This window comes from Tessaracoccus rhinocerotis, from assembly GCF_007197885.1.
In the GTDB taxonomy this organism is placed as follows: domain Bacteria; phylum Actinomycetota; class Actinomycetes; order Propionibacteriales; family Propionibacteriaceae; genus Arachnia; species Arachnia rhinocerotis.
Genome location: NZ_VKKG01000002.1, coordinates 197,039 through 223,284, shown reverse-complemented (window position 1 = coordinate 223,284; position 26,246 = coordinate 197,039). Strand labels below are relative to the sequence as shown.

The window sequence follows — 26,246 nt, the reverse complement described above, 5'->3', positions numbered from 1 at the left end:
CGACAACTACTCTGCCAGCATCCCCAGCACGATGCCGTCCAGGATGTCGGTCTCGCTCACCAGCACGCTGCCGCCCGGCACCCGGGCCGAGATCTCGTCGAGGATGAGCACTCCCCCGCCGATCACCTTCGCGCGCAACGGGTGCATGAACGGCTCGTGCGCGATCTCCTCGACCGGCATCGCGAGCCAGCGCCTGGTGGTGCTGACGATGTCGTCGCGCTGGAGGCGTGCCCGGTGGACCGCCTCCCGGGCGTACTCCACCAGGCCGAGCACGTGGGCGGCGACGCTGGTGGTGGTGCCGGCCACCCCGATGGCCGTCTCGATCCGGGAGAAGTCCACCCCCGAGGCGTCCAGGACCGACGAGATGTGCGCGCGGGCCGCGGCCTCGTCGTCGGCGGTGCGCGGGTCCGAGTGCAGGAACCGCTCGGTGATCCGGACCGCGCCGATGTCCAGGCTGGTGGCCGTGGAGAGCACGCGACCCTCCTCGACGACGATCAGCTCAGTGGAGCCGCCGCCGATGTCGAAGACCAGCGCGGGCGTCGCGGCACCGACGCCGCTCAGCACGCCGGCTGTGGACAGCGCTGCCTCCTCGTCGCCCGAGATCACCTCGACCTCGACACCCAGGCGCTCACGGACGCCGTCGAAGAAGATCTGGCGGTTGTGGGCGTCGCGGGCCGCCGAGGTGGCCACGAACCGGGTGCGCCCGACGCCGTGGTCGGCGATCAGCTGGGCGAACTCGTCGCAGACGATGAACGTGCGCTCCAGCGCCTCCGGGTGGAACTCACCCGTGGCGTCCACACCCTGACCCAGCTGCGCGAGGCGCACCACGCGGGCGAGCTCGGTGGTGGTGCCGTCGTCGTCGCGCCTCACGACCAGCAGGCGCACGGAGTTGGTACCGCAGTCTATTGCTGCGACGGTGGTGCTCATTCGTCCTCCAGACAGGGGCGCTGCCAGAACTCCCCGATGGCTTCGACGGCCTCGTCACCCAGCGGGTTCACGCCGGGGCCCTTCGCCAGCGCGTGGCCGACCAGGACGTGCAGGCACTTCACCCGCGTGGGCATCCCGCCGGCGGAGATGCCGTCGATCTCGGGCACCGCGCCCAGTTCCGCACGGTCGGTCAGGTAGGACTCGTGGGCGGCGCGGTAGGCCTGCGCCAGTTCCTCGTCCTCGCCGAGGCGCTGCGTCATCTCGGCCATCAGGCCGGAGGCCTCGAGCGTGGAGACCGCCGCGGTGGCGCGGGGGCAGGTCAGGTAGTAGGTGGTGGGGAACGGCGTGCCGCCGGGCAGGCGCGGCATCGTCTTGACGACGCCGGGCTTGCCGCAGGGGCAGCGCCAGGCCACCTCGGCGACGCCGCGCGGGGGACGGCCGAGCTGGGCCTCGATGCTGTCGAGGTCTGCGCTGGTCGGTTCGTTCACTGGTGGATCACTCCTCCGAGTTGCTGGGGCTCGGCTCGGGCGAGACCCCGATCGTGACGTCGTCCGACGGTGTCGGGCTGGCCTCCGGTTCGGCGACGGGCTGGTCCGCCATCGCGACGGTGCCCCACATCTTCTCCCACCAGAGCCCAGGAGCGGGCTCCTCCTCGGTGGCGAGCACGTCCGAGTCGCCGCCGATGGGTTCGCCGTCGGGTCCGATGACGCGGTAGCCCACCTCGCCAGGGAACACCCAGCCGAGCCGTTCGCGCGCCTGGGCCTCGACATAGGCGGGGTCCTCCCAACGGGCCAGCTGGTCCTCGAGGTCGTCGATCTCGGCTCGGGTGGCCTCGATCTCGGCGCGCAGCTCGGCGATCTGCTCGGCCTGGACGAAGTAGACGCGCAGGCTCTGGGCCAGGGTCACGGCGATGACGGCCACCACCACGCCGAGCAGCAGGAGCCGCCACGTGACGCTCAGGGCGCGGCTGGCCGACGGGCGCGGTGGCGTGCTGGGCGAGCCCGGCGTGGACCCGGACTCTGTGCCGCGGGGGTCGACGGGGCGGGTGCGCGTGCGCTGGCTGGCGGCGCGCTCACCAGGACGCGCAGCGGTCCGGGAGCGGGGTGAACCGCTTCCCGGACCGGTGCTCGTCGGTTTGTTACGAGAGACTCTGGCCATCAGGACCAGTGTCCCCCATCATGGTTGAAGTTCAGCCCTGGAAACGCGGGAAGGCGGAACGTCCGGCGTAGGTTGCGGCGTCGTCGAGGTCCTGCTCGATGCGCAGCAGCTGGTTGTACTTCGCGACGCGGTCCGTGCGTGCGGGGGCGCCGGACTTGATCTGGCCGCAGCCGAGGGCGACGGCGAGGTCCGCGATGGTGGTGTCCTCGGTCTCGCCGGAGCGGTGGCTCATCATCGTCTTGAAGCCGTTGCGGTGCGCGAGTTCCACGGCGTCGATGGTGTCCGAGAGGGAACCGATCTGGTTGACCTTCACGAGCAGCGCATTGGCGGTGCTCGTGTCGATGCCACGCTGGAGGCGCTCGACGTTGGTGACGAACAGGTCGTCGCCGACGATCTGGACCTTGTCACCGAGACGGTCGGTCATGGCCTTCCAGCCGTCCCAGTCCTCCTCGTTCAGCGGGTCCTCGATGGAGACGAGCGGGTAGTCGGCGACGAGGCCGGCGTAGTACTCGATCATCTCCTCCGACGACTTGTCCGCACCCTCGAACTTGTAGACGCCGTTGGAGAAGAACTCCGACGCGGCGACGTCGAGGGCGAGGGCCACCTGCGAGCCGGCCTCGTAGCCGGCGTTCTTGATGGCCTCGAGGATCAGGTCGAGGGCAGCGCGGTTGCTCTCGAGGTTGGGGGCGAAGCCACCCTCGTCACCGAGGCCGGTGGACAGGCCACGGTCCTTGAGGACCTTCTTGAGTGCGTGGTAGACACCGGCACCCATCTCGACCGCCTCGGCGAAGGTCTCCGCGCCGATCGGGGCGATCATGAACTCCTGGATGTCGACGTTGGAGTCGGCGTGCGACCCACCGTTGAGGATGTTCATCATCGGGACGGGCAGGATGTGCGCGTTGGGGCCACCGACGTAGCGGTACAGCGGCAACTCGGCCTCCTCAGCGGCGGCGTGTGCCACGGCGAGGGAGACGCCGAGGATGGCGTTCGCTCCGAGCTTGGCCTTGTTGGGGGTGCCGTCGAGCTCGATCATGGCGAGGTCGATGAGGCGCTGCTCGCTCGCGTCGAAGCCGAGGATCTCTTCACCGATCACGTCGACGACGTTCTTGACCGCGGTCAGGACGCCCTTGCCGCCGTAGCGGGACTTGTCGCCGTCACGCAGCTCGACGGCCTCGAAGGCACCGGTGGAGGCGCCGGACGGGACAGCCGCACGGCCGCCCGCGCCGGAGTCGAGCTGGACCTCGACCTCGACGGTGGGGTTGCCACGCGAGTCGAGGATCTCGCGGGCTTCGATGAATTCGATGGATGCCATGTGCTCCCTTTCCAAAGAGTCAGGTTCTGCGTTGCCCAGCCTATCCAAATGGCTGCCGGGTGTGACCGGGGGGTTCAGGTTGTCCGTTCGGCCGTTTCGATCCGTGTCTCGAGCTCCCGCAGCGCACTGCGGATGGCCGCGTCGGCGTCGATCCCGCTGGCCTGGGCGCGGGCGACGAGGTCGAGTACCTGGGCGCCCACCTCGTCGGCGGTGACGGGGTCGGAGGGCAGTTCGACGGGCACCTTGTGGGCCCGGCTGCGGGAGATCACCTTGTGGGCGCGGGCGACGGAGCTCATCGACTGGGCGATGCCCTCGAGGGCGGACCTGCGGCCCTTCTCGCGTTGCTTTGCCTGCTCCCAGGAGCCGTGGATGTCCTCGGGGGCGTCGTCGGAGGCGAAGACGTGCGGGTGGCGGCGGACCAGCTTGTCCGAGATGCCGGCGGCGACGTCGTCGATGGTGAAGCGGCCCTCGTCGGTGGCGATCTGGGCGTGGAAGTAGACCTGCAGCAGGACGTCGCCGAGCTCCTCGCGGAGGTCGTCGTCGGAGCCGGCCTCGACGGCGTCGACCACCTCGCAGGTCTCCTCGATGAGGTGGTTCAGCAGTGACTCGTGGGTCTGTGAGGCATCCCAGGGGCAGTCCGTCCGCAGCCGCGACATCACGTCGCGGAGCCGCTCCAGCTGGGAGGTCACCGAGGGCCTCAGCCCTGGGAGTCGGCCGGGACGGAGATCGAGCCGGATCCGGCGACCACGCCGTTGGTGGTGTCCCAGTCGCCGTAGCGCGGGTTGACCGTGACGTCGGTGCCGAGGATCGCGTCGACCACGACGTCCTGGCCCAGTTCGGTGTAGAGCAGACCGAGCAGTGCCTGCGCCTCGCCCACGCGGGCGCAGCCCTCGTTCGCCAGGTAGGGCGCGATCTGGGGGTCGCCGGCCATGACCTCGTCGAGGCCGCCGAGGTCGACTCGCTCCTCGTCCGCCAACTGGCGGGCCGCCTCGCCGATCACCAGCGGCGTCAGCATCGCGGCACGCGTCGCGGTGGCACCGAGTTCGGCGCAGCCCTCGACGGTCGAGGACAGGGTTGCCTCGGTGATGGTCTCACCACCCACCTGGGCGGCGGTCGTCGGCGCGGGGCTGCAGGCGGCGAGCCCGAGGACCGCGACGGCGGGGACCATCATTGCAAGACGAGCAAACTTCATCGGGTTTCCTTCTTCCTGGGCGGAACCACGCCGATCCTACACGGCCGACAACGGCGTCTAGAATGCCTGCCATGCCCCGCGACGAACAGCTGAACCGACTCCGCGTGACCAACCAGCAACGGGACAACGCGGTCGCGACGTTGCGGGAGGCGGTGGCCGACGGCCGGCTCGGGTTCGACGAGTTCGACGGGCGCGTGAACACGGCGATGGGTGCCCGAACGCGCGGCGACATCGTCGACGTGCTGGAGGACCTGGTGGAGCCGGACCGCCTCGACGCGGTGATCACCGACGAGACCGTCCTCGGCGAGGGGCCGGGCTTCAGCTGGGACAACCCACTGGTGCTGGGCGAGGAGAAGCAGACGCGGACCCAGCTCGGCCAGTGGCGGGTGCCGCCGTTCCTCGAGGTGCACGCCTCCGCCATGGCCACGGTCCGGCTGGACTTCACCCGCGCCATCACCGTCTCCCCGGTCATCGACCTGGTAGTGGTCGGCGGCAGCAACGTCGCCACGGTGCTGATCGTGGTCCCCGAGGGCTGGGGCGTCTCGACCCAGGACCTGCGCGTCTCGGGCCAGTCCTACTCCACGTCGAAGGTCCGCACCCGCCCGACGGGCGGCCACCCGCGGATCCTGGTCAGCGGCACCACCTCGGGAACCGTCACGGTGCGCCACCCGAGCTGGTGGGACGAGTACAAGCAGCGCAAGCACCTGGAACAGAACCCGTCCTCGCCCCCCGCCGTCACGGCCGGTTGAAGGCGCCCTACGCGCTGAAGATCGCCTCCACCAGGTGCGTGGCCCAGCCCAGGGCGTCGTCGGCGGGCTTGGGCACCAGCAGTTGGCCGGACCCCTGCTTGACGACGCTGCCCGGGTAGAGCCGGTTGAGTCGCAACTGGCGGGACTCGGGCAGGCTGGCCGGTGAGAACCGGATGTACTTGCCCTGGCCGACGATCTCCTCGATGCCGTGCTCGCGGGCGAGGTTGCGCAGCCGGGAGACGGCCAGGAGGCCCTCGACGGAGGCGGGCGGCTCGCCGTAGCGGTCGGTGAGCTCGGCGCGCACCGTCTCGATGTCCTCGCCCGAACGGATCTCGGCGATCTGCTTGTACATCTCCAGGCGCAGCCGCTCCGAGGAGATGTAGTCCTCCGGGATGTGTGCCTCCACCGGGATCTCGATGCGCATCGGCACCTCGGGTTCGGTGTCCTCCCCCCGGAAGGTGGCCACGGCCTCGCCCACGAGCCGCAGGTACATGTCGAAGCCGACGTCGGCGATGTGGCCGGACTGTTCGCCGCCGAGCAGGTTGCCGGCGCCGCGCAACTCGAGGTCCTTCATCGCGATCGCCATGCCGGAGCCGAGGTCGGTGTGGGAAGCCATGGTGGTCAGTCGCTCGTGCGACGCCTCGCTGAGCGGCTTGTCCGCCGGGTACAGGAAGTACGCGTACCCCCGCTCGGTGGAGCGGCCGACGCGGCCGCGGAGCTGGTGCAGCTGGGAGAGGCCGAGCGTGTCGGAGCGCTCCACGATCAGCGTGTTCGCCGTCGAGATGTCCAGGCCGGCCTCGACGATGGTGGTGCAGACCAGGACGTCGGCGCGACGCTCGCCGAAGTCGAGCATCACCTGCTCCAGCCGGTGTTCGTTCATCTGCCCGTGGGCGGTGACGACCCGGGCCTCGGGCACCAGCTCGCGCAGCTGGGCTGCGGTCTTCTCGATCGTCTGCACGCGGTTGTGGACGAAGAACACCTGCCCCTCTCGAGCCAGTTCGCGCCGGATGGCCGCGCGCACCTGGGCGGTGTCGTAGGGTCCGGCGAAGGTGAGGACGGGGTGGCGCTCCTCGGGCGGGGTGGCGATGACGCTCATCTCGCGGATGCCGGTGATGGCGATCTCGAGGGTGCGTGGGATCGGCGTGGCGCTCATGGAGAGCACGTCCACGTTCACCCGCAACTCCTTGAGTCGCTCCTTGTGCTCGACCCCGAAGCGCTGCTCCTCGTCGATGATCACCAGGCCGAGGTTCTTGAAGTGTGTCTCCTTGGACAGGAGCCGGTGCGTGCCCACCACCACGTCGAGGCGGCCGCTGGCGATCTCCTCCTGGATCTTGCGCACCTCGGCGTCGGTCTGGAAGCGCGAGAGCTGGGCCATCCTGACCGGGAACCCCGCGAACCGGCCCGCGAAGGTCTGGTAGTGCTGGGTCACGAGCAGCGTCGTCGGGACCAGCACGGCCACCTGCTTGCCGTCCTCGACGGCCTTGAATGCGGCCCTGACCGCGATCTCGGTCTTGCCGAAACCGACGTCGCCGCAGATCAGGCGGTCCATCGGGACCACCTTCTCCATGTCGCGCTTGACCTCGGTGATCGCCTCCAGCTGGTCGGGGGTCTCGATGTAGGCGAACGCGTCCTCCAACTCCCGCTGCCAGGGAGTGTCCGGCCCGAACGCGTGGCCCTTGGTGGCCTGCCTGGCGGCGTAGAGCTTGATCAGCTCGGCGGAGATCTCGCGGACGGCCTTGCGGGCGCGGGACTTGCGCTTGCCCCAGTCCGCGCCGCCCATCTTGTCCAGCGCCGGGGCGTCGGAGCCGACGTAGCGGGTCAGCTGGTCCAGCTGGTCCATGGGCACGAAGACCCGGTCGCCCGGGTGGCCGCGCTTCGAGGGGGCGTACTCGATGACGAGGTAGTCGCGGGTGGCGCCCTGCACCTCGCGCTTCACCATGTCAACGAACCGCCCGACGCCGTGCACCTCGTGGACGACCGGGTCGCCGGCCTTGAGCTCGAGCGGTTGGATGGTGTTCTTGCGGCGGGCGGGGAGCTTCCGGCGGGCCTGCGCATCGGCGACCTGGCCGGAGAGGTCGGCGGCGGTGATGAGCTCGATCCGGCTGGTCTCGGCACGCCAACCCACCCGCAGCGAGGCCAGCACGATCCCCACCACGCCCTTGCGCGGCTCCTCCTCGAGGTCGGTGACCTCGGCCGTGAGCCCCTGCTCGCCGAGGAGCTCCACCATCCGCGAGGCCAGGCCCTTGCCCTCGACGCAGATCAGCATGCGCCAACCGTCGGCGACGGCGGCCCTGATGTGGTTCACGGCCGCCTCGGTGTCCCCTCGGAACCCGTCGGGCTGGGAGATGTCGAGGGTGCGCGAGTGCACGGATCCGGCGTCGTAGTCGCTTGCAGAGTCGTCGGAGTCTTCCGTCGCGAACGGGGTCAGGGACCACCACTTGTGGCCCACCTCGAGGGTGTGCTGGCGGACGTCGCCGAGGCTCCAGTACGAGGAGCCGCGCAGGTCGATGGGAGACCGACCGCCGCCCGCCGCGGCCGCCCAGCTGGCCTCGAGGAACTCCTCGCTGGTGGTGACGAGTTCCGAGGCGCGGGCCCGGACGAGCTCCGGGGAGGTGGCGAGCACGATGGAGTGCTCGGGCAGCACGTCGACGAGCATCTCGAGGCCGTCGACCAGCACGGGTGTGAGCGCCTCCATGCCCTCGACGGCGTGGCCCTGGCTGATGCGCTCGAGCATGTCGGACAGCTCGGGGTGCTGCTGCATGAGCTTCTTCGCGCGCAGCTTCACGGCGTCGGTCAGGAGCAGCTCGCGGCAGGGCGACGCGGTGATGGCCTGCACGACGTCGCCGGTGGAGCGCTGGTCGGCGACCGTGAAGTACCGGATCTCCTCCACCTCGTCGCCGAAGAAGTCGATGCGGACCGGGTGCTCCTCGGTGGGTGGGAAGACGTCGACGATGCCGCCGCGGACCGCGAACTCGCCGCGCCTCTCCACCATGTCCACGCGGTTGTAGGCGGCTGCCACCAGGTCTGTGATGAGCTGGGTGAGGTCGTACTCCTGCCCCACCCTCACGGCCACCGGCGCCATGTCGGCCAGTCCCCGCACCTGCGGCTGCAGCAGTGAGCGGACAGGGGCGACGACCACGCTCGGCACGGGCAGCTCGGGGTCGCGGCCCGCGAGGCGGCGGAGCACTGCGAGGCGCCGTCCGACGGTGTCGGCGCGCGGCGAGAGGCGCTCGTGCGGCAGGGTCTCCCAGGCCGGGTAGTAGGCGACGGCGTCCTCGCCCAACAGGCTGCCCACCTCGGCCGTGAGGTTCTCGGCCTCGCGGTAGGTGGAGGTGACCAGCAGGACGGTGCGGCCGGACTCCGCGGCCACCATGGCCGCTGCGACGGGGAAGAATGCGGGTACGACAGTGACGTCGAGCGTGTTCACACCGGCCGCTCGGGCATCGGTGAGGGTGGCTCGGATTCCGGGATCTGATTCGAGGGCACTGCCCAGTCCGGCAAACTTCACCGGACCAACCTACCCCAGCGCCGAAATCAGCTGTTGAAGCGGTTCTGGGTGGCCGTGAGCCCGTTGCGCACCAGGAACTCGACGGCGTCCCCGGCCACGGCCGCGTCGACGCGCATCTCGTCGGAGGCCTTGGGCGAGAGCTTGTTCAGCACGTAGTCCGCGGCCGGTTGGCGGCCGGGCGGGCGGCCGATTCCCACCCTGATCCGGTGGAAGTCACCGGTGCCGAGGTGGGAGCGCATTGACTTGAGGCCGTTGTGGCCGTTGTCGCCGCCGCCGAACTTCACCCGAAGCCTGCCGGGGTCCAGGTCGAGCTCGTCGTGGACGGCGATCACCTGCTCCGGTGGGATCTTGTAGAACTGGCAGATCGCGCCGACGGCCTGGCCCGAGTTGTTCATGAAGGTGGTGGGCTTGGCGAGGACGAGCTTGACGGCGTCGACGCCGGGCGCCGCGGGCAGCGTCACCTGCGCCACCTCGGCACGCTGCTTGCTGTTCAGGGAGAAGGTGGTGCCGTGGCGGTCGGCGAGGTCGTCGACCGCCCAGAACCCGACGTTGTGCCGGGTGAACGCGTAGGTCGGGCCCGGATTCCCGAGCCCGACCACGAGGTACGCACCAGTTGAGGTCACAGGCCTCAGGCTTCCTCGGAACCCTCTGCGGACTCCTCGGCTCCCTCGCCCTCTGCACCCTCTTCGTCCTCGGTCTCGAGGTCGGCGACGGTGGGCTGGGTGATGTTGACGACGAGGATGTCGCCCTCCTGCTGGGACTCGACGCCCGCGGGGAGCTTGAGGTCGCCGACCGTGATGTGGTCGCCGATGACGAGGCCCTCGATGGAGACCTCGATCTCCTCGGGGATGGCGACGGCGGGCGCCAGCACCGTGAGGCTCTGGAGGTCCTGGTTGACGAGGGAGCCGCGCTCGGCCTCGCCGGTGATGATGAGGGCAACCTCGACGCTGACCTTCTCGTCGGCGCGCACGATCAGGAGGTCGACGTGCTCGACGAAGTTGGTGATGACGTTGCGCTGGACCTGCTTGGGCAGGGCCATGATCGGCTTGGCGCCCTCGGAGTTGATCTCCAGCAGGACGTTGGCCTGGCGCAGGGCGAGGAAGGTCTCCTGGCCGGGCAGGGTCACGTGCTGCGGGTCGGTGCCGTGGCCGTAGAGGACGGCGGGCACGTCGCCGGCGCGACGGATGCGGCGGGCAGCGCCCTTGCCGAACTCGGTACGGGCGGTTGCGGTGAGCGGGGTGAGCTTGGGCTTGGCCACTTCTTGTCTCCTGACGTCTCTGGGCGAAATTCGCGCACGCCGGACAAGGATGGCTAGTCGATAACGGACTCAGTACGTCCCTCGCCAGGCAGCCCCAACAGCCTACCGGAGTCGGCGCCCTGATCCAAAGGGGCCCCGACGGGAGGCCTTGGAGGGCGAAGGTACCCTGAATCGAGCGAACCTGCGCTCATTTCCGGAAAGTTCTCGCTTGCTCCAGCTCACTGACATCAGGAAGTCCTACACCACCGGTGACTTCACCCAGGTGGCGTTGGACGACGTGTCCATCTCCCTGCGCGACAACGAGTTCGTCGCCGTCCTCGGCACCTCCGGCTCGGGCAAGACGACGATGCTCAACATCATCGGTGGGCTGGACCACTACGACTCCGGGGACCTGGTCATCGACGGCGTCTCCACGAAGCAGTACCGGGACCGGGACTGGGACGCCTACCGCAACGACCGCGTCGGGTTCGTCTTCCAGTCCTACAACCTGATCCCCCACCAGAGCGTGCTGTCCAACGTCGAGCTCGCGCTGACGCTCGCGGGTGTGTCGCCGTCGGAACGCCGCCGTCGGGCCGTCTCGGCTCTCACCGAGGTAGGCCTCGAGCAGCACGTCCACAAGCGGCCGAACCAGCTCTCGGGCGGGCAGATGCAGCGCGTGGCGATCGCCCGCGCGCTCGTCAACGACCCGGAGATCCTGCTCGCGGACGAACCCACCGGTGCGTTGGACACGGCCACCAGCGTTCAGATCATGGCGCTGCTGACGGCCATCGCCAAGGACCGCCTCGTCGTGATGGTGACCCACAACCCGGAGTTGGCGCAGGAGTACGCCACCCGGATCGTGCAGCTCAGCGACGGCGTCGTCGTCGCCGACAGCGACCCGTTCGACCCGGACGCCGCACCGGTCGCGCCCCACGCGCGCCCGAGGCGCACGAGCATGTCGTTCCTCACCGCCCTGGCGCTCTCGTTCAACAACCTGATGACCAAGAAGGGACGCACCCTGATGACGTCCTTCGCGGGCAGCATCGGGATCATCGGCATCGCAGCCATCCTCGCGCTCGCCAACGGCGTGAACTCCTACATCAAGAACGTCGAGGAGGAGACGCTCTCGATGTACCCCCTGACCATCCAGTCGCAGGGCCTGGACGTGACCTCGTTCCTGGCGGGCGGTTCCGGCGGGGACGAGGCGGAGGCTGAGCCGGACGGGTCCGCGGGCAACGGCGGCAAGCCGGTCCGCGAGCGCAAGCTGCTCGGGACGATGTTCAACAGCGTCGGCACCAACGACCTGGCCTCCCTCAAGGAGTTCCTGGACGACGACGGCGGCGGCATCAGCCGCTACACCAACGCCGTCGAGTACGCCTACGACGTCACGCCGCAGATCTTCAGCACCGACACCTCCGACGGCGTCCGGCAGCTCAACCCGGACACCACCTTCTCCGCCATGGGACTGGCCGCCGACCCGGCCAGCGGGAACGCGCTGACGTCGTCGTTCGGCACCGACGCGTTCACGCAGCTGATGGGCGACCTCACGCTGGTGGACTCGCAGTACGACGTCGTGGCCGGCGCCTGGCCCGACGACGCGCACGAGGCGGTGGTGGTGCTCGGCAACGGCGGCAGCATCAGCGACTTCGTCCTCTACACGATGGGCCTGCGGGACCCGGCCGAGCTGGACGAGATGGTCGAGGACATGGTCAACGAGGAGGAGGTGAGCGTCCCCTCCGAGCGGCTGACGTTCGACTACGACGAGCTCATGGACGTGTCCTTCAAGGTCGTCGACGCCACCGACTACTACGTGCACGACGACACCTACGGCGTGTGGACCGACAAGTCCGGCGACGCCGCGCACATGCTCTCCCTGGTCGAGGCCGGTGAGGAACTGGACGTCGTCGGCGTCGTCGCGCCGAAGGAGGACTCCTCCACGGTCGCGCTCTCCCCCGGCATCTACTACACCCCGGCGCTGACCCGCGAGATCGCGGAGCGCGCCGCGGGCAGTGCGATCGTGCGGGAGCAGCTCGCCGACCCGGCGGTCAACGTCTTCACCGGCAACACGTTCGCCGCAGACCAGGCCCGTGACCCGATGGCGGACTTCGACCTCGCCTCGCTGATCACGATCGACGAGGAAGCCGTGGCGCAGGCGTTCACGGTCGACGAGTCCAAGCTGCAGCTGGACCTCTCCGGGCTGGACATCACCATGCCCGAGATCGAGGTCGACCCGACGCTGCTGCCACCCTTCGACATGGACCGGGCCCTCGCGGGGCTGGACCTGTCCGAGGTCGTCCGCGTCCCTGAGACGCCGCAGGTGGACCTCGACCCGGTGCTGGAGGCCGCGCCCGCGCTGGTGGGCGGCTACCTCACCTACGCCGAGCAGATGGGCATCGACCCCGCCGACGCCGGCACCCACCTGCCGATCTACCTCGCCTCACCGCCGGCCCAGGAGATCCTCGTCCCCCTCCAGGAACGGCTCGCAGCGCAGGCGCCCACCGAGGATGACCTGGCCGAACTCGTCGACCTCGCCCCCGTCGAACAGCAGCTGCAGGCCGCGCTCGGCGACTACATGCAGCAGGTGATGGCCGTCTACACCGACGAGATCGGCGGCCAGGTCGCCACCGCGCTCGAGAGCCAGCTCACCTCCGCCATGGAGGACGCGATGGGCCAGCTCGCCACGGTCCTGCCGGAGGCGATGAGCATCGACCAGGAGGCGTTCGCCGAGGCGTTCAGCTTCAACATGGACCCCGAGGAGCTGACCCAGCTGCTGGTGTCCATGTCCACGACGCGGGCCAGCACCGCCGACGGCAACCTTCGTCGGCTCGGCCACGCTGACATCGACGAGCCGTCCCGGATCGACATCTACCCGGTCGACTTCGAGTCCAAGGGCCAGATCACCGAGATCCTCAACGCCTACAACGACGAGCACCGCGCCGCCGGGCACGAGGAGCAGGTGATCACCTGGACCGACCTCGTCGGCACCCTGATGAGCTCGGTCACCGACATCGTGAACATGGTCAGCTACGTGCTGATCGCGTTCGTGGCGATCTCCCTGGTGGTCTCGTCCATCATGATCGGCGTCATCACCTACATCTCGGTGCTGGAGCGCCGAAAGGAGATCGGGATCCTGCGCTCGATCGGCGCCAGCAAGGGCGACATCGGCCGGGTCTTCAACGCCGAGACCCTCATCGTCGGCTTCGTCGCGGGCGTGCTCGGCATCCTGATCACACTGGCGCTGACCGTGCCCGCCAACGCCATCGTGCTGGCCAACTTCGACGTCGCCGACGTGGCCGTCCTGCCCTGGCAGGCCGCGATCGTGCTGGTCGGAATCAGCATGCTGCTGACGTTCCTCGCTGGCCTGATCCCCTCGTCGGCCGCCTCGCGGAAGGACCCGGTCGAGGCGCTGCGCAGCGAGTAGCCGCCCTCCCTCTTCCGCTGGTCGACCTGACCACCCCCAACGGCTAGCGTGACGGCATGGACGACGAGGTTTGGCTCCGTGTGGGTGAGGTGGCACGGCGCACGGGACTCAGTGTGCGGACGCTGCACCACTGGGACGAACGCGGGCTGTTGGTGCCCAGCGGACGCTCGCCGGGCGACTACCGGCTCTACTCCGCCGGCGACCTGGAGCGGCTGCTGCGGATCCAGCACCTGAAGTCCCTCGGGCTCAGCCTCGACGAGGTGGCCGCCGCCCTGGACTCGCCGGACTTCGACGCGGCCGAGGCGCTGGAGCGCCACATGGAGGCCGTGGAGGAGCGCATCGCGGCCGAGCAGGAGTTGCTACGACGCCTCACCCGGCTCCGCAGCGCCGCAGACGCCGGCTGGGAGGAGGTGCTGGAGGTCGCGGCGCTCTCCGAGCGGCTGCGCCACCCCGACGCCGCTGTGCGGTTCCGCGCCTCGTTGGAGGCGTCGTCGGCGGCCCCGGTGGTCGAACTAGTCGAGCGCCTCGCCACCGACCCGGCCGACGGGGTCCGGGAGGGTCTCACGTGGGCGCTCTCTCACCACGGAAGCGCCGCGACCGAGGTCGTCGTGGCCAAGCTCACCGACCCGGATCCCGACGTGCGGTTCCAGTTCGCCCACGTACTGGGGAAGCTCGGCGACCCGACCGCCGTGCCCGAGCTGGCACGACTGCTGGAGGACAAGGACCCGCGGGTGGCGGCGAAGGCGGCGCAGTCGCTGGGCGCCCTGGGCGGCAGCGAAGCGGCGGAAGCGCTGGTGAGGACGCTGGGCGGGGCACCGTCGCCGGATGCGGTGGTCTCGGCCCTCGGGGCCGTCGGGCGAGACGCGGTCGCACACCTGCTCGTGGCGATCGAGGACGACGACGCGACCGTCCGTGCCCGTGCGGCCGAAGCGCTGGGCTTCATCGGGGACGAGCGTGCGGCGTCGGCCCTGGTGGTGGCATTGTCCGACTCCAGTTCGCTGGTGCGCTACGAGGCGCTGGTGGCGCTGGGCCAGACGCCCGGCGACGTTTCCGTCACGGCCATCGACGCCCTGACGGACGCCGAGGACCCGAGGTTGCGCACGGTGGCGGGGCGCCTCAGCCGGGATCGCCGTCGGGCGTGAGGCAGGGCCTGCTCAGATCACGAACTTGTTCGGGTTCGGCCGGTCGAAGCTGCCCTGCGCCTCGTAGAGCTCCACGGACTCGCGCAGCGCCTTGAGGAAGTAGGGCGGGAACTCCATCCCCTTCTCGTTGGCCCACAGCAGCCGGGCCTCGAGCCGGCCGATCTCCTTGGCGTAGACCTCCATCTCCTGGTCCACGGAGAGGGCCTTCATCACGCCACCGAAGTGGCGCTGGTACTGCTTCACGTAGTCGACGCCCACCATGGTGAAGCTCTTGGACCGCAGCAGTCTGGCGACGTAGATCTGCCAGGGCTTGAGCTCCTCGTCCTGGATCATCTTCTCGGCGCTCATCTTGTAGAACGCGAAGTGTCCCGGCTCCTGCTTCTTGATGGGCTGGATGATGGTCTCCGCGATCGCGGTCTCCCCCATCCGCGTCAATTCCTTCGTGAGGGAGCTGTAGGCCAGCACCGCCTGGCGCTCGGTGGAGGCACCGGTGAGGTAGTACAGCAGCCGGGAGATGTCATGGATCGGCTCCCAGTGCGCGAGGGCGCCGAGTAGCTTCATGCGGATGGGAATGGTCATGAACGGCTCTGCCGTCTCCATGCCGAGGTCCGCCTGGAGCTGGTCGAGCAGGTAGCCGTGGGCCATCTCCTGGTCGTACCAGACGTCCTGGTAGAAGATCTTGTCCACCTCGGACACGTTCGGCAGGATCGTCAGCAGCTCCAGGACGTTGCGGTCCACCTCGAGCTCCACCCGGGCGAGGTAGTCGATGACGCCGGCGAAGCGGGCCTTGACCGCCTCCGGGTCGTGGATGGTGCGGTCCGCCGACCCGAGCGTGATGGGCGGGTGCTTGTCCCCGAGGTCCAGGACGAACTGCTTCAGGGAGGCTTCAGTGATCCGCGGCGATGACACGTCTCCACTGTATCGACGGTTCTCCTCCGCGGCGAGGCCCCCCCGCCCCGGACCCGACACGCCGCACCGAATCGGGGCAAGGGGTGCGGGTCCCCTCATCGTCGATTCCGTGCGGCGTGTCCGGTCGTGGTGTCTCCACTATTCGGCGGCGAGCGCCTCCGTCGGGGTGGCGTTGGCCGCGCGACGTCCCGGCAGGACCGAGGCCAGCGCCGCGGCCGCGACACACACCGCGATCAGCAGCAGCGTCAGCGGTACGTCGATGCCCAGGTGGAGGTCGATGTCCACGGAGTCGCCCATCATCAGGAACGCCGAGGAGACACCGAGCCAGCCGAAGAACACCCCGGCGATGATGCCGACGACCGTCCCCAGTACCGCCAGCAGCAGCGCCTCGGTCAACAGCATCAGCCGCAGGCTGGCACGCTGCATGCCCAGCGCCCGGAGCAGCGCCGACTCCCGCTGGCGCTCGATCACCGACAGGCCGAGGGTGTTGGAGACCCCGACCAGGGCGATCAGGACGGCGACGCCGAGCAGCGCGGTCAGGACGAGCAGCACCACGTCGAGGACCTGCTCGAGGATGCCTGCGAAGACGGCACCGCCCTCGGTCAGCATGTCGTAGCCGCCGGCCTCGATGGCCTTGGTGACCTCGTTGAGCGCGGTGGCCGAGGTCCGGTCGGTCAGCTTGACCCAGATCTCCGACGTGATCGCATCGCCGGTCAGCCGCTCGAAGGTGGCCTGTGAGACCTCGGGGCCCTCGGCCGGGACGCCCTCGACCTTGCGGACCTTGAGCGTGATGGGGCCGTCGACCCCCTCCAGGGTGACCTCCGACTCGTCGGTGGCTCCCACGTACATGCGGATCTCGTCGTCTGCCACGGCCTTGTCCTGCGGCACTCCGAGCTCCGACCTGGCCGGATTGGTGCTGCGGACCCGCACGGGCCAGTCGATCTCGGCCGGCTTGCTCTGCACCGTGACCACCGTCTGGGCGCCGTCGGTGTTGCGCACCGAGTCGATGAAGTCCTCGGAGAGCTCGACCTTGGCCGCGGCCGTGATGTCGACGGGGAACCGCTCGTTGATCAGCGCCGTGCCGGAGGTGCGGACGCTGGCCACGCCCACCTGCAGCGTGACTACCAGGCCGACAGCCAGCATCAGGGCCACGGTTGTGGCGGCGGCGCGCTTGGGGTTGCGGGCGGCGTTCTCCGCGGCCAGCCGCACGGTGGGGCCGGCGAACCCGAACACCCGGCCGAGTCCGCGCAGGATCGGGGCCACGTAGAGGGGCGCAGCGGCGAGGACGGCGATGGAGATCAGGAACCCGGCTCCCATCCCCCACACCAGCGACCAGGTCGTCTCGACGCGGCTCATGACCACGAGGCCGATGCCGGCTGCCGCCAGCAGCGAGCAAAGCACGATCCGCACCGCCCCTGCACGCTTGGCCTCTGCTGCGGTGGGCACGGTCTGGAGCGCCTCGAGGGGCCTGACGCGGGTGCTCGCCAGGGCCGGCCCGATGACCGAGACCATGGTGGCGGCCACGCCGACGGCGGCAGCGACGGCCAGTTCGGTCGGCCTGATCACGAGGCCCCAGAACATGGAGCCGGTGACGGTGCCGGCGATCGCCGCGACGCCGAGTCCGACGGCGACGCCGATGACGGAGCCGATGATGCCCAGCAGGAGTGCCTCCCACACGAGCCTTCCCCGGACCTGGCCGGTGGAGGCGCCGACGGCGCGGAGCAGGCCGATCTGGCGGCGGCGTTGGGTGAGCAGGATGGTGAAGGTGTTCGAGATGATGATCATCCCCACCAGCAGCGCGACGGCGGCGAAGGCGTAGAGCAGGTACTTGAAGATGTCGACGTCGGCAGTCATGGAGTTGACCGCCTGCTGCCGCGCCTCCGCCCCGGTCAGCACCTGGGGGGTCTCGCCGCCGAGCGCGGCCGGGAGTGCCTCGTCGATCGCGTCGATGACCGCGGCGGTGTCGGCGCCGTCGACGGTGCGGACCACGAAGATGTTGGCCCCGCCGTCGCCCATCAGCGCTGTCACGTCTGCGTAGGCGGTGGTGGAGAACAGCGACTTGGCGTCGTGGGTGCTCCCGACGACGGTGATCTCGGGCCCGTCTGTGCTGCCGAGGTTGACGGTGTCGCCGACCGCGACCCCCAGCTTGCCGAGACCGTCGGTGGACAGCGCCACCTCCGTCGCCCCCGTCGGCCAGCGACCCTCGGCCAGCTCAGCCCAACGGAACTCCTCCCGCGGCACCTCCAGCAGGTTGGTCAGCACCGAGGAGTCCCCGGCACTGAGCATGGCGATGTTCGTCATGCCCGTGGCGGCCGCGCGCACGCCGTCGACCCCCTCGATGGCGGCGATGGTGCCCGCAGCGTCGTCGTACTGGCCGATCACGACCACGTCGGCGCGGCTCAGCGGCAGCGCGTTGGAGCGGCCGATGGCCTCTGACTCGGTGTTGACGACGGTGGAGATGGCGGCGATGAAGCCGACGCTGATCGCGATGGCGAGCAGCGTCGCGACGAATCTGCCCGGGTGGAGCCTGATCTCATTGATCGCGTCCCTGAGCATCCGCGTCACCCGAGCTTTCCGAGGATGCCCAGCATGCGCTCGGCGGTGGGCTCGGCAACGTCGTCGACGATGCTGCCGTCGAGCAGGACGAGCGCCCGGTCGGCGTAGGCGGCGGCCTTCGGGTCGTGGGTGACCATGATGATGGTCTGGTCCTGCTCGCGGGAGGCGCGGCTCAGGTACTCGAGGAGTGCGGTGCCGGTGCGCGAGTCGAGGGCGCCGGTGGGCTCGTCGGCGAAGACCACCTCTGGGCGGGTCACCAGCGCTCGCGCGATGGCCACGCGCTGCTGCTGGCCGCCGGAGAGCTGGCTGGGACGGTGCGAGAGCCGCTCGCCCAGGCCGAGGGAGTCGGTGATGGACTGGAAGAGCTGCCGGTCCACCTTGCGGCCCGCCAACTCCAGCGGCAGGACGATGTTCTGCGCGGCCGTCAGCGTGGGCAGCAGGTTGAACGACTGGAACACGAAGCCGACCTTGTCGCGGCGGACGCGGGTCACCTGCTTCTCCGGGAGGGTCGAGAGGTTGTGGCTGCCGATGAAGGCGTCGCCGCTGGTGGCGCGGTCGAGGCCCGCCATGCAGTGCATCAGGGTGGACTTGCCCGAGCCGGACGGACCCATGATCGCGGTGAAGGATCCCGGCCGGATCTCCACGGAGACGTCGTTGACGGCGACGACGGGGCGGTCGCTGTCGGGGGCGTAGACCTTGGTCAGGTTCTGGGTGCCGCAGGCTGCGGGCGGGGCGCTGGTCACTGTCATCGGATGCCTTTCTGGAGGAACACCGTCGAACCTAGTCACGATGTCTCCACCACGGATCGGCCTGCGGCTGTCAACAGTCCGCCATGGGCTAAGACCTGGGACAGACCCGTCCCTGACCGGGGCCCCTGACACGACCCCGGGTCGCCTGCCCCTGGCCCCGACCCGAGCCGGCGCTAGAAGCCGAGCTCGGTGAGCGTGGCCCGGATGATCTGGGCCGAGTCGTGGAGGGCGCCCAGCTCCCCGTCCTGCAGGGGCTGGCGCAGGTTGCGGCCCACACCCCGCCTGTCGACGACGGAGGGCACCGCCATGCAGACGTCCTTGATGCCGTACCAGTCGTCCAGCAGGGCGGAGACCGGCATCACGCGGTGCTCGTCCCGGAGGACGGCCTCGATGATCTCTGTGCCGGCCAGCCCGATGGCGTGGTTGGTGGCCCCCTTGCCCGCGATCACCTCGTAGGCGGCGTTGACCACCTCCTCCGCGATCCCGTCGCGGACCGACTCCCCGAGCATCCCCGTCTGCCGCTCCCACTCCAGCAGCGGGACGCCGCCGATGGTGGCACTGCTCCAGATCGGGATCTGGGAGTCGCCGTGCTCGCCGAGGATGTAGGCGTGCACGTTGCGCACCGCCACGCCGCACCGCTGGGCGACGAGGAAGCGCAACCGGGAGGAGTCGAGCACGGTGCCGGAGCCGAACAGCTGGTTGGGCGGCAGGCCGCTGATCTTCAGCGCGGCGTAGGTGGTGACGTCGACGGGGTTGGTGACCAGGATGAAGATGGCGTTGGGCGAGCGCTCCACCAGCGGCGGGATCACCTTCCTCATGAGGTTGACCGTGGACTGTGCCAGGTCCATTCGGGTCTCCCCCGGCCGCTGCTTGGCGCCGGCGGTCACCACCACGACGTCGGAGTCACGGGTGATCTCGACGTCGTCGGAGCCCTCGACGGTGGCCTGCGGGAAGAACTGGCTGCCGTGGGCCATGTCCAGTGCCTCGGCGCGTACCTTGCCGATGTTGATGTCGTGCAGCACTACGTGCCGGGCGACGCCCTTGATCAGCGCCGCGTAGGCGAGCGAGGAGCCCACCGCACCGGCACCGACTACGGCCACCTTCGGGGAGCGGACCCTCATGTCAGGCCTGGCCTCCGAACAGCGAGGTGACGGAGCCGTCGTTGAACACCGCGTTGATGGCCTTGGCGATCAGGGGTGCGATGGACAAGACGGTGAGGTTGTTGATCGGGTCGCAGGTGATCGGCAGCGTGTTGGTGACGATCACCTCGGCGATGCCCGAGTCGTTCAGTCGCTGCGACGCCGGTCCTGACAGGACTGGGTGCGTGGCGGCCACGATGACCTTGGAGGCGCCCCGCTCCTGCAGCGCGGTCGCGGCCTGGGCGATGGTTCCGGCGGTGTCGATCATGTCGTCGACGAGCAGGCAGATCTTGCCCTGGACGTCGCCGACGACCTCGTGCACCTCGACGGTGTTGGCCTTGTTGGGGTCGCGGCGCTTGTGGACGATCGCGAGGGGTGCGCCGAGGACGTCGGACCACATGTCGGCGTGGCGGACGCGACCGGCGTCGGGGGAGACGACGCACATCTGGCTGGCGTCGTAGTTGGCCTTGACGTAGTCGCTTAGGACGGGCAGGCCCCAGAGGTGGTCGACGGGGCCGTCGAAGAAGCCCTGGATCTGTGCGGCGTGGAGGTCGACGGACATGATGCGGTCGGCCCCGGCGGCCTTGAACATGTCCGCGATGAGGCGGGCCGAGATGGGTTCGCGGCCCAGGTGCTTCTTGTCCTGGCGCGCGTACGGGTAGAACGGGGCCACCACGGTGATCCGCTTGGCGGACGCGCGCTTGAGCGCGTCGACCATGATCAGCTGCTCCATGATCCACTCGTTGACCGGGGCGGTGTGGGACTGGAGGACGAAGGCGTCGCAGCCTCGCACGGACTCCTCGAAGCGCACGTAGATTTCCGAGTTGGCGTAGGCGAGCGCCCGGGTGGGCACCAGTTCCTCTCCCATGAGGCTCGCCACTTCCTCGGCGAGTTCGGGATAGGCACGGCCGGAGAACAACATCAAGTGCTTGTTGTTCGCGGTGTGGTGGACTTGGTGGGTCATGGGTGCGGGTCAGCCCTTCTGCTTCGCTCGGGATTCTGCAACGGCGGGATGGATCTTCCCGTCGTGAGACTTGGCGGCCTCGTCGGCCTTCGAGCCCGGGCGACGCTTGCCGACCCAGCCCTCCGCGAGGTGCTGGCGGCCGCGGGCGACTGCGAGCCCTCCGGCCGGTACGTCCTCGGTGACCGTCGACCCGGCGGCGACGAAGCCCCCGGGCGCGATGTCCACCGGGGCTACCAGCACCGAGTTGGACCCCACGAAAGCGGCGTCGCCGACGTGGGTTGTGGACTTGTTGACGCCGTCGTAATTGGCGAAGACCGTGCCCGCGCCGATGTTGACGCCCTCCCCGATCACGGCGTCCCCGGCGTAGGAGAGGTGCGGCACCTTGGAGCCGTCGCCGATGACCGCGTTCTTGGTCTCGACGAAGGCCCCGATCTTGCCGCGGCGGCCGAGCTGGGTGCCCGGACGCAGGTAGCTGAACGGGCCGACGGTGGCGCCCTCGCCGATGATGGCGAAGGAGCCGTGGGAGCGCACCACCTCCGCGCCGGCGCCGACCTCCACGTCCATGAGCGTGGTGTCCGGTCCGATCACGGCGTCCTCACCGATGGTGGTGGCGCCCTGCAGGATGGTGCCGGGCATCAGCACGACGTCGGGCGCGAGGTCCACGTCCACGTCGATCCAGGTGGAACTCGGGTCCACGATGGTGACTCCGGCCAGCATCCACGCGTCGAGGATCCGGCGGTTCATCTCGGCGTTGATGCGGGCCAGTTGGACGCGGTCATTGACGCCCTCGGTCTGCCACACGTCGTCGGTGACGAAGCTGCCCACCCGATCGCCGCGCTCGTTGGCGAAGCGGACGACGTCGGTCAGGTTGTGCTCACCGGTGGCGTTGTCGGTGTCCAACTGCTCGAGACCGGCGCGCAGCAGCTCGGACTCGAACACGTAGATCCCGGAGTTGATCTCCTTGACCGCGCGCTGCTCCTCGGTGGCGTCGGCCTGCTCGACGATGCCCACCACCTTGTCGCCCTCGCGGATGATGCGGCCGTAGCCGGTGGGCTCCTCCACGTGGGCGGTCAGCAGTGTGACGCCGTTGTTGTGGGCGCGGTGGATGGCCACGAGCTTGCGAAGGGTGGTGCCGGTCAGCATCGGGACGTCGCCGTAGGTGACGACCACCTCGCCGGTGAGCTCGCCCAGCGTCTCGAGCCCGGCGGCGACGGCGTGGCCGGTGCCCAGCTGCTGGTCCTGGATGGCGGTGCTGACTGTGGTGGAGAGGGTCTCCAGGTGTTCGGCCACCTGGTCACGGAGATGTCCGACCACCACGACGAGGCGTTCCGGGTCCAGCGCTGCCGCAGCCGAGACGGCGTAGCTGAGCATCGTCTTGCCGGACACCTCGTGCAGGAGTGTGGCCTTCTTGGACTTCATCCGGGTGCCACCGCCTGCGGCGAGAACCACCACGGCGGACACCGGGCTCAAATCATCGGCGTGATCTGTCATCGACTCTCCAAGACTCTTGCAGGAGCATGCTCGGCGAGCCTACCAGCCGGAAGCAGTCCCGAGGCCAGGTGCCCCAGCCCCAAGCCTTGACCCGACTGGCCTCAGTCGCCGCCGTCGAAGTGCAGCCCGTAGCGGGACAGTTCCTGGCCGATGTCGTCCGGTCCCGCTCCCATGCTCGCAGTCGCTGAGCCTTCCGGGACCACCAGGCGGAATCGTACTGGTGGTCGGTAACTGTCAGACCCCTCGGATAGCGTGTTCTGCATGGAGGACATCGCCCGCACGCTCGCCGATCAGCTGGTCAAGGCGGACCAGCTCGCCCGGCTGGGTGAGGCACGCAAGGTGATGGCGCTGGCCGAGTTGGCGTCGAACTACCACCTGGGACTCGACGACGTCGTCGAGGTGCTGGCGGAGAAGCAGGTACCCGTGGGTGACGGCGCGCCGAGCGTGTCCGAGTACCTCTGCCTCGAGGTCGCCGGACTGCTGGGCTGCCCGCCCAGCGCCGCGGCGGGAAAGATCGCCGACGCGGTGAACCTGAGGCACCGGCACCCGACGCTCTACCGGGCGATGATCGAGTTGCAGATCGGGGCCGACCGCGCCTGCCGCGCGGCACACAAATGCCAGGATCTCCCTGCCGACGTGGCTGAGGAGGTGACTGCCAAGTGGCTGCGGGTGCAGCACCGCTTCGGCTGGACCGCCGCCTTCAACCGGCTCGAGAAGCTGGTGATCGACGCGGACCCGGCCCGCGCGGCCGCGAAGGAACGACGCCAGCGCAAGCAACTCGGCGTGCACGTCTGGGGCCCGTACGAGGGCACCATGAACCTGACGGGACGGCTCGAGACGCTCGATGCCAAGTACCTGGACGCGGCTGTGGATCGGCTCGCCGACATCCTCGAGTCAGAGGCGCCCGAGCTCACCAAGGAGACTCTCCGGGCCAAGGCACTCGGAGCACTCGCGAACCCGGCCTACGCGCTGGCGCTGCTCCAGAGGGCTGCGCAGCCCTCGCTCGTCGACGCAGACGCCACAGCACCCAGCGATGCCGACGCCGCGGCGGGCCTGCGGCGCCCGGACCAGCACGGTTGCCGCGGACACCTGTGTGGCACCATCACCACCCCGCTCCACAAGCTGCGCCCACAGCTGGGCATCGCGGTCCACCTCGACGTGGACGCCCTCGGAGACCTGGAGGGCGCCGCGAGGATCGAGGGTGCGGGCCACCTCACGCTGGACAGCCTCTCGGAGATGTTGCGCGGCGTTGAGGTGAAGGTCCAACCGGTGATCGATCTGGGGGATGTTCCACCCGAGGACCAGTACGTGCCGTCGATCTCGATGAAACAAGCGGTCAGCCTTGCCGCCCAGCACGAGTTGTTCCTCTACTCCAACCGAACATCCCGCGGGCTGGACCTGGACCACACCCGGCCCTATCGCCCACGGACCCGGGGCCAGACCCGGGTCGGGAACCTCGCCCCCATCAGCAGACGAGTACACCGGGCCAAGACGGCGGGAATCTGGAAGGTGGAGCAACCGAAGTCCCTGGTACTGGTTTGGACCAGTCCGCTCGGCTACCGGTACGAGGTCCATCCGCGGGAGGGAACCCGGCGGGTGGTCGAGGACTGCGCCGCCTGATCCTGGACTTGTCTCAGGCGTCCAGGTCCTGCTCGATGAGGGCGGCGATCTCGTTGACGGCGGCCTCGTTGTCGGACTCGACCACCACTTCGGCGCCCTGCTTCGCACCCAGGGTCATGATCATCATGCTCGAGCCGGCATCAACCCCCTTGCCGGGGTCCGACTCCGCCCGTCGGATGGTGATGTCGTCGTCGTACTCCGCAGCCGCCGCCGCGATCAGCGCGGCGGGACGGGCGTGCAGGCCGACGGCGGAGCCGACGACCACGTTCCTGCTTGCCATGTTTCTTCTCTCTTTCGGTCCGGGCCGCCGCGACCGCGACGGTGGGATGGTCTCAGGTGGTCACCATTTCGAGCGCAACCTGTCTTGCCGTCTCCGCCGTGGTGGCGGCCAGGGCCGCCACTGCCGCGTCCTCGCACTGCGCCTTTTTCACCTGTCCGAGTTGGGCGCCGACCGCGGAGATTGCGCCGCCGGCCATTGACAGCGAAGTGATCCCCATCCCGACCAGCACGCAGGCCAGCAGCGGATCGGCGGCAGCCTCGCCGCAGACCCCGACGGGTTTGCCAGCCGCGACACCGGCTTCGGCGGTTCGGGCCACCAGGTGCAGCACCGCCGGCTGCCAGGGGTTGGTCAGGTGTGCGAGGTCGGCCGCGAGCCTGTCGGCGGCCATCGTGTACTGGGTGAGGTCGTTGGTCCCGATGGACATGAAGTCCACCTCGCGCAGGAACGCGTCGGCGAGGAGAGCAACGGAGGGCACCTCCACCATGATCCCGGCCTTCAGGTCCCGCGCCCGGGTCTCCTCCGCGAACCGTCGGGCCTCGTCGATGGTGGCGATCATGGGGGCCATGACCCACACCTCGGACTTCTCCCCCTCCTGGGAGTCACGGGCCGCGGCGATGCCGTCGAGTTGGCGCGCGAGCAGACCGTCGCGCGCGAAGGAGAGCCGGACGCCCCGGACGCCGAGGGCCGGGTTCTCCTCGTGCTCGTGCTTGACGAACGGGACGGGTTTGTCGGAGCCGGCGTCGAGGGTCCGGATGACCACCTTCTTGCCGGGGAACGCGTCGAGCACCTCACGGTAGAGGGCACCCTGCTCCTCGGCCGTCGGCTCGGACTGCGCCGAGAGGAAGCCCAACTCCGTGCGGAACAGGCCCACCCCCTCCGCGGCGGTGGGCGCGGCCTTGCGTGCGGCCGCGCCGTCGGCGACGTTGGCCAGCAGTTGCACGCGCTCACCCGAGGCGAGCTGGGCAGGACCGGTCCAGGAACGGATCGCCTCCCTGCGCTCCGCGTCCTTCGCGACGAGTTCGGCGGCCTCCTCCTCGGGCACGCCCCAGCGCACCTGGCCGGTGGTGCCGTCGACCAGTACCGACGTGCCCTCGGCCACCGCGGCGTCGAGCCCCGCGACGGCGACCACGCAGGGAATGCCCAGCTGGCGGGCGATGATGGCGGTGTGACTGGTTGGCCCGCCGAGCTCGGTCACCAGGGCAACCGTCCGCTCAGGATCCAGGCCTGCCGTGTCGGCGGGTGCGAGGTCGGCCGCCATCAGTACGAACTGACCGTCGGGGTCCGGCAGGCCCGGTTCGGGAAGTCCGAGGAGCTCGGCCATCACGCGGTCCCGGATGTCCTTGAGGTCCGTGGTCCGCTCGGCCATGACGCCGCCGAGCTGTTCGAACTGGGCGACGAACGTGGCGATGGCCTCGCTGACGGCCTTTGGGGCTCGCGTACCGGTGGCCACCAGCTTGGAGGCCGCCCTGGTCCAACCGCGATCACGAGCGAGTCCCGCCGTGGCGGTCAGCACCTCGTTCGCGGCGCCGGTGGCGGCCGCGGCGCGGGCATCGTAGCGGTCCGCGACGACGGCCACGGCCGCCATGAGGCGCTCCTTCTCCGCATCCCTGTCGCCCTCGTCCAGCGTGCTCTCGTCGATCGGTGGCAGCTGGAGTTGCCGCAGCCAGGCCGCCGGGGCGTGGGCGATCCCGGGCACCACGCCGGTGCCGGTCAGCTGGGAGTCGTTCATCGATGGCCTCCTTGCGTTCGGGTCATCAATGACCCCGGTGTTCGTCGCGCGGTGGCTCGATCCTAACTACTGGGGCGTCCGCCCGGGCCCAGCACCAGGACTCCCCGGCAGATTCGGCCGGCACTACGGGTCCGGCCAGCCTGAGCAGGAGGTAGGAGAATGC

At 69.5% G+C, this 26,246-nt stretch carries 21 protein-coding genes; 4 read left to right on the top strand and 17 right to left on the bottom strand.

Features of this window, described 5'->3' with window-relative positions; translation table 11 throughout:
* Positions 1-6: 6 nt before the first annotated feature.
* The 6 genes from FOJ82_RS06095 to FOJ82_RS06070 all read right to left on the bottom strand — a co-directional run bounded on the left by FOJ82_RS06095 (position 7) and on the right by FOJ82_RS06070 (position 4,589).
* Positions 7-942: a Ppx/GppA phosphatase family protein gene (locus FOJ82_RS06095; protein WP_185975681.1), complete on the bottom strand. Its 936-nt coding sequence runs from the start codon at positions 940-942 to the stop codon at positions 7-9.
* On the bottom strand, positions 924-1,415 hold the full coding sequence (locus FOJ82_RS16650) for a DUF501 domain-containing protein (RefSeq protein ID WP_246099778.1): 492 nt from the start codon (positions 1,413-1,415) through the stop codon (positions 924-926). The genes FOJ82_RS06095 and FOJ82_RS16650 overlap by 19 nt, the downstream gene beginning before the upstream one ends.
* A 7-nt stretch (positions 1,416-1,422) precedes the next feature.
* Positions 1,423-2,085, bottom strand: a complete 663-nt coding sequence (locus tag FOJ82_RS16645; RefSeq protein ID WP_143937578.1) for an FtsB family cell division protein — start codon at positions 2,083-2,085, stop codon at positions 1,423-1,425.
* Positions 2,086-2,116: 31 nt separating this feature from the next.
* Positions 2,117-3,397: a phosphopyruvate hydratase gene (gene eno / locus FOJ82_RS06080; RefSeq protein WP_143937577.1), complete on the bottom strand. Its 1,281-nt coding sequence runs from the start codon at positions 3,395-3,397 to the stop codon at positions 2,117-2,119.
* A gap of 74 nt (positions 3,398-3,471) precedes the next feature.
* Entirely contained in the window at positions 3,472-4,053 is a 582-nt protein-coding gene (locus FOJ82_RS06075; RefSeq protein WP_143937981.1) for a nucleoside triphosphate pyrophosphohydrolase, read from the bottom strand.
* 41 nt (positions 4,054-4,094) lie between these two features.
* Positions 4,095-4,589 (bottom strand): hypothetical protein, encoded by a 495-nt coding sequence (locus FOJ82_RS06070; RefSeq protein ID WP_143937576.1) that lies wholly within the window; start codon positions 4,587-4,589, stop codon positions 4,095-4,097.
* Positions 4,590-4,660: 71 nt separating this feature from the next.
* Between FOJ82_RS06070 and FOJ82_RS06065 the strand changes: the two genes are divergently transcribed.
* On the top strand, positions 4,661-5,338 hold the full coding sequence (locus tag FOJ82_RS06065) for a DUF1707 SHOCT-like domain-containing protein (protein WP_185975650.1): 678 nt from the start codon (positions 4,661-4,663) through the stop codon (positions 5,336-5,338).
* Positions 5,339-5,345: 7 nt separating this feature from the next.
* On the opposite strand, the gene mfd is transcribed toward FOJ82_RS06065, so the two are convergent.
* The 3 genes from mfd to FOJ82_RS06050 are packed head-to-tail and all read right to left on the bottom strand — an operon-like array spanning position 5,346 to position 10,104.
* Entirely contained in the window at positions 5,346-8,846 is a 3,501-nt protein-coding gene (gene mfd / locus FOJ82_RS06060) for a transcription-repair coupling factor (protein WP_143937574.1), read from the bottom strand.
* A 26-nt stretch (positions 8,847-8,872) separates the two neighbouring features.
* On the bottom strand, positions 8,873-9,469 hold the full coding sequence (gene pth / locus FOJ82_RS06055; RefSeq protein WP_143937573.1) for an aminoacyl-tRNA hydrolase: 597 nt from the start codon (positions 9,467-9,469) through the stop codon (positions 8,873-8,875).
* 5 nt (positions 9,470-9,474) lie between these two features.
* On the bottom strand, positions 9,475-10,104 hold the full coding sequence (locus FOJ82_RS06050) for a 50S ribosomal protein L25/general stress protein Ctc (RefSeq protein WP_143937572.1): 630 nt from the start codon (positions 10,102-10,104) through the stop codon (positions 9,475-9,477).
* A 208-nt stretch (positions 10,105-10,312) separates the two neighbouring features.
* Between FOJ82_RS06050 and FOJ82_RS06045 the strand changes: the two genes are divergently transcribed.
* Both FOJ82_RS06045 and FOJ82_RS06040 read left to right on the top strand, forming a co-directional pair.
* Positions 10,313-13,504: an ABC transporter ATP-binding protein/permease gene (locus tag FOJ82_RS06045; protein WP_143937571.1), complete on the top strand. Its 3,192-nt coding sequence runs from the start codon at positions 10,313-10,315 to the stop codon at positions 13,502-13,504.
* A 56-nt stretch (positions 13,505-13,560) separates the two neighbouring features.
* Entirely contained in the window at positions 13,561-14,646 is a 1,086-nt protein-coding gene (locus tag FOJ82_RS06040) for a HEAT repeat domain-containing protein (RefSeq protein ID WP_143937570.1), read from the top strand.
* Positions 14,647-14,658: 12 nt separating this feature from the next.
* Here the strand turns inward: FOJ82_RS06040 and FOJ82_RS06035 are convergent, their stop codons facing one another.
* From FOJ82_RS06035 to glmU, 6 genes are all read right to left on the bottom strand, one after another.
* Positions 14,659-15,555, bottom strand: coding sequence for a GTP-binding protein LepA (locus FOJ82_RS06035; RefSeq protein ID WP_143937569.1), 897 nt, complete (start codon positions 15,553-15,555; stop codon positions 14,659-14,661).
* Positions 15,556-15,693: 138 nt separating this feature from the next.
* Positions 15,694-18,111 (bottom strand): ABC transporter permease, encoded by a 2,418-nt coding sequence (locus FOJ82_RS06030; RefSeq protein WP_143937568.1) that lies wholly within the window; start codon positions 18,109-18,111, stop codon positions 15,694-15,696.
* A gap of 5 nt (positions 18,112-18,116) precedes the next feature.
* Complete coding sequence (locus tag FOJ82_RS06025) at positions 18,117-18,992, bottom strand: ABC transporter ATP-binding protein (RefSeq protein ID WP_425472482.1); 876 nt, start codon at positions 18,990-18,992, stop codon at positions 18,117-18,119.
* 41 nt (positions 18,993-19,033) lie between these two features.
* Entirely contained in the window at positions 19,034-19,981 is a 948-nt protein-coding gene (locus tag FOJ82_RS06020; RefSeq protein WP_143937566.1) for an L-lactate dehydrogenase, read from the bottom strand.
* A 1-nt stretch (position 19,982) separates the two neighbouring features.
* A complete protein-coding gene (locus FOJ82_RS06015) occupies positions 19,983-20,963 on the bottom strand; it encodes a ribose-phosphate diphosphokinase (protein ID WP_143937565.1) in 981 nt (326 codons plus the stop codon).
* 9 nt (positions 20,964-20,972) lie between these two features.
* Positions 20,973-22,454 carry a bifunctional UDP-N-acetylglucosamine diphosphorylase/glucosamine-1-phosphate N-acetyltransferase GlmU gene (glmU, locus tag FOJ82_RS06010; RefSeq protein WP_143937564.1) on the bottom strand — a complete coding sequence of 494 codons (1,482 nt, stop codon included), beginning with the start codon at positions 22,452-22,454 and terminating at the stop codon, positions 20,973-20,975.
* A 261-nt stretch (positions 22,455-22,715) separates the two neighbouring features.
* Here glmU and FOJ82_RS06005 point away from each other — a divergent pair, with 261 nt between their 5' ends.
* On the top strand, positions 22,716-24,074 hold the full coding sequence (locus tag FOJ82_RS06005; protein WP_143937563.1) for a 13E12 repeat family protein: 1,359 nt from the start codon (positions 22,716-22,718) through the stop codon (positions 24,072-24,074).
* Positions 24,075-24,087: 13 nt separating this feature from the next.
* On the opposite strand, the gene FOJ82_RS06000 is transcribed toward FOJ82_RS06005, so the two are convergent.
* The gene (locus FOJ82_RS06000) at positions 24,088-24,354 is read right to left on the bottom strand and encodes an HPr family phosphocarrier protein (protein WP_143937562.1); all 267 of its coding nucleotides are present in this window, start codon (positions 24,352-24,354) and stop codon (positions 24,088-24,090) included.
* Between the two features lie 52 nt (positions 24,355-24,406).
* Positions 24,407-26,083, bottom strand: coding sequence for a phosphoenolpyruvate--protein phosphotransferase (gene ptsP / locus FOJ82_RS05995; RefSeq protein WP_143937561.1), 1,677 nt, complete (start codon positions 26,081-26,083; stop codon positions 24,407-24,409).
* Positions 26,084-26,246: the final 163 nt, after the last annotated feature.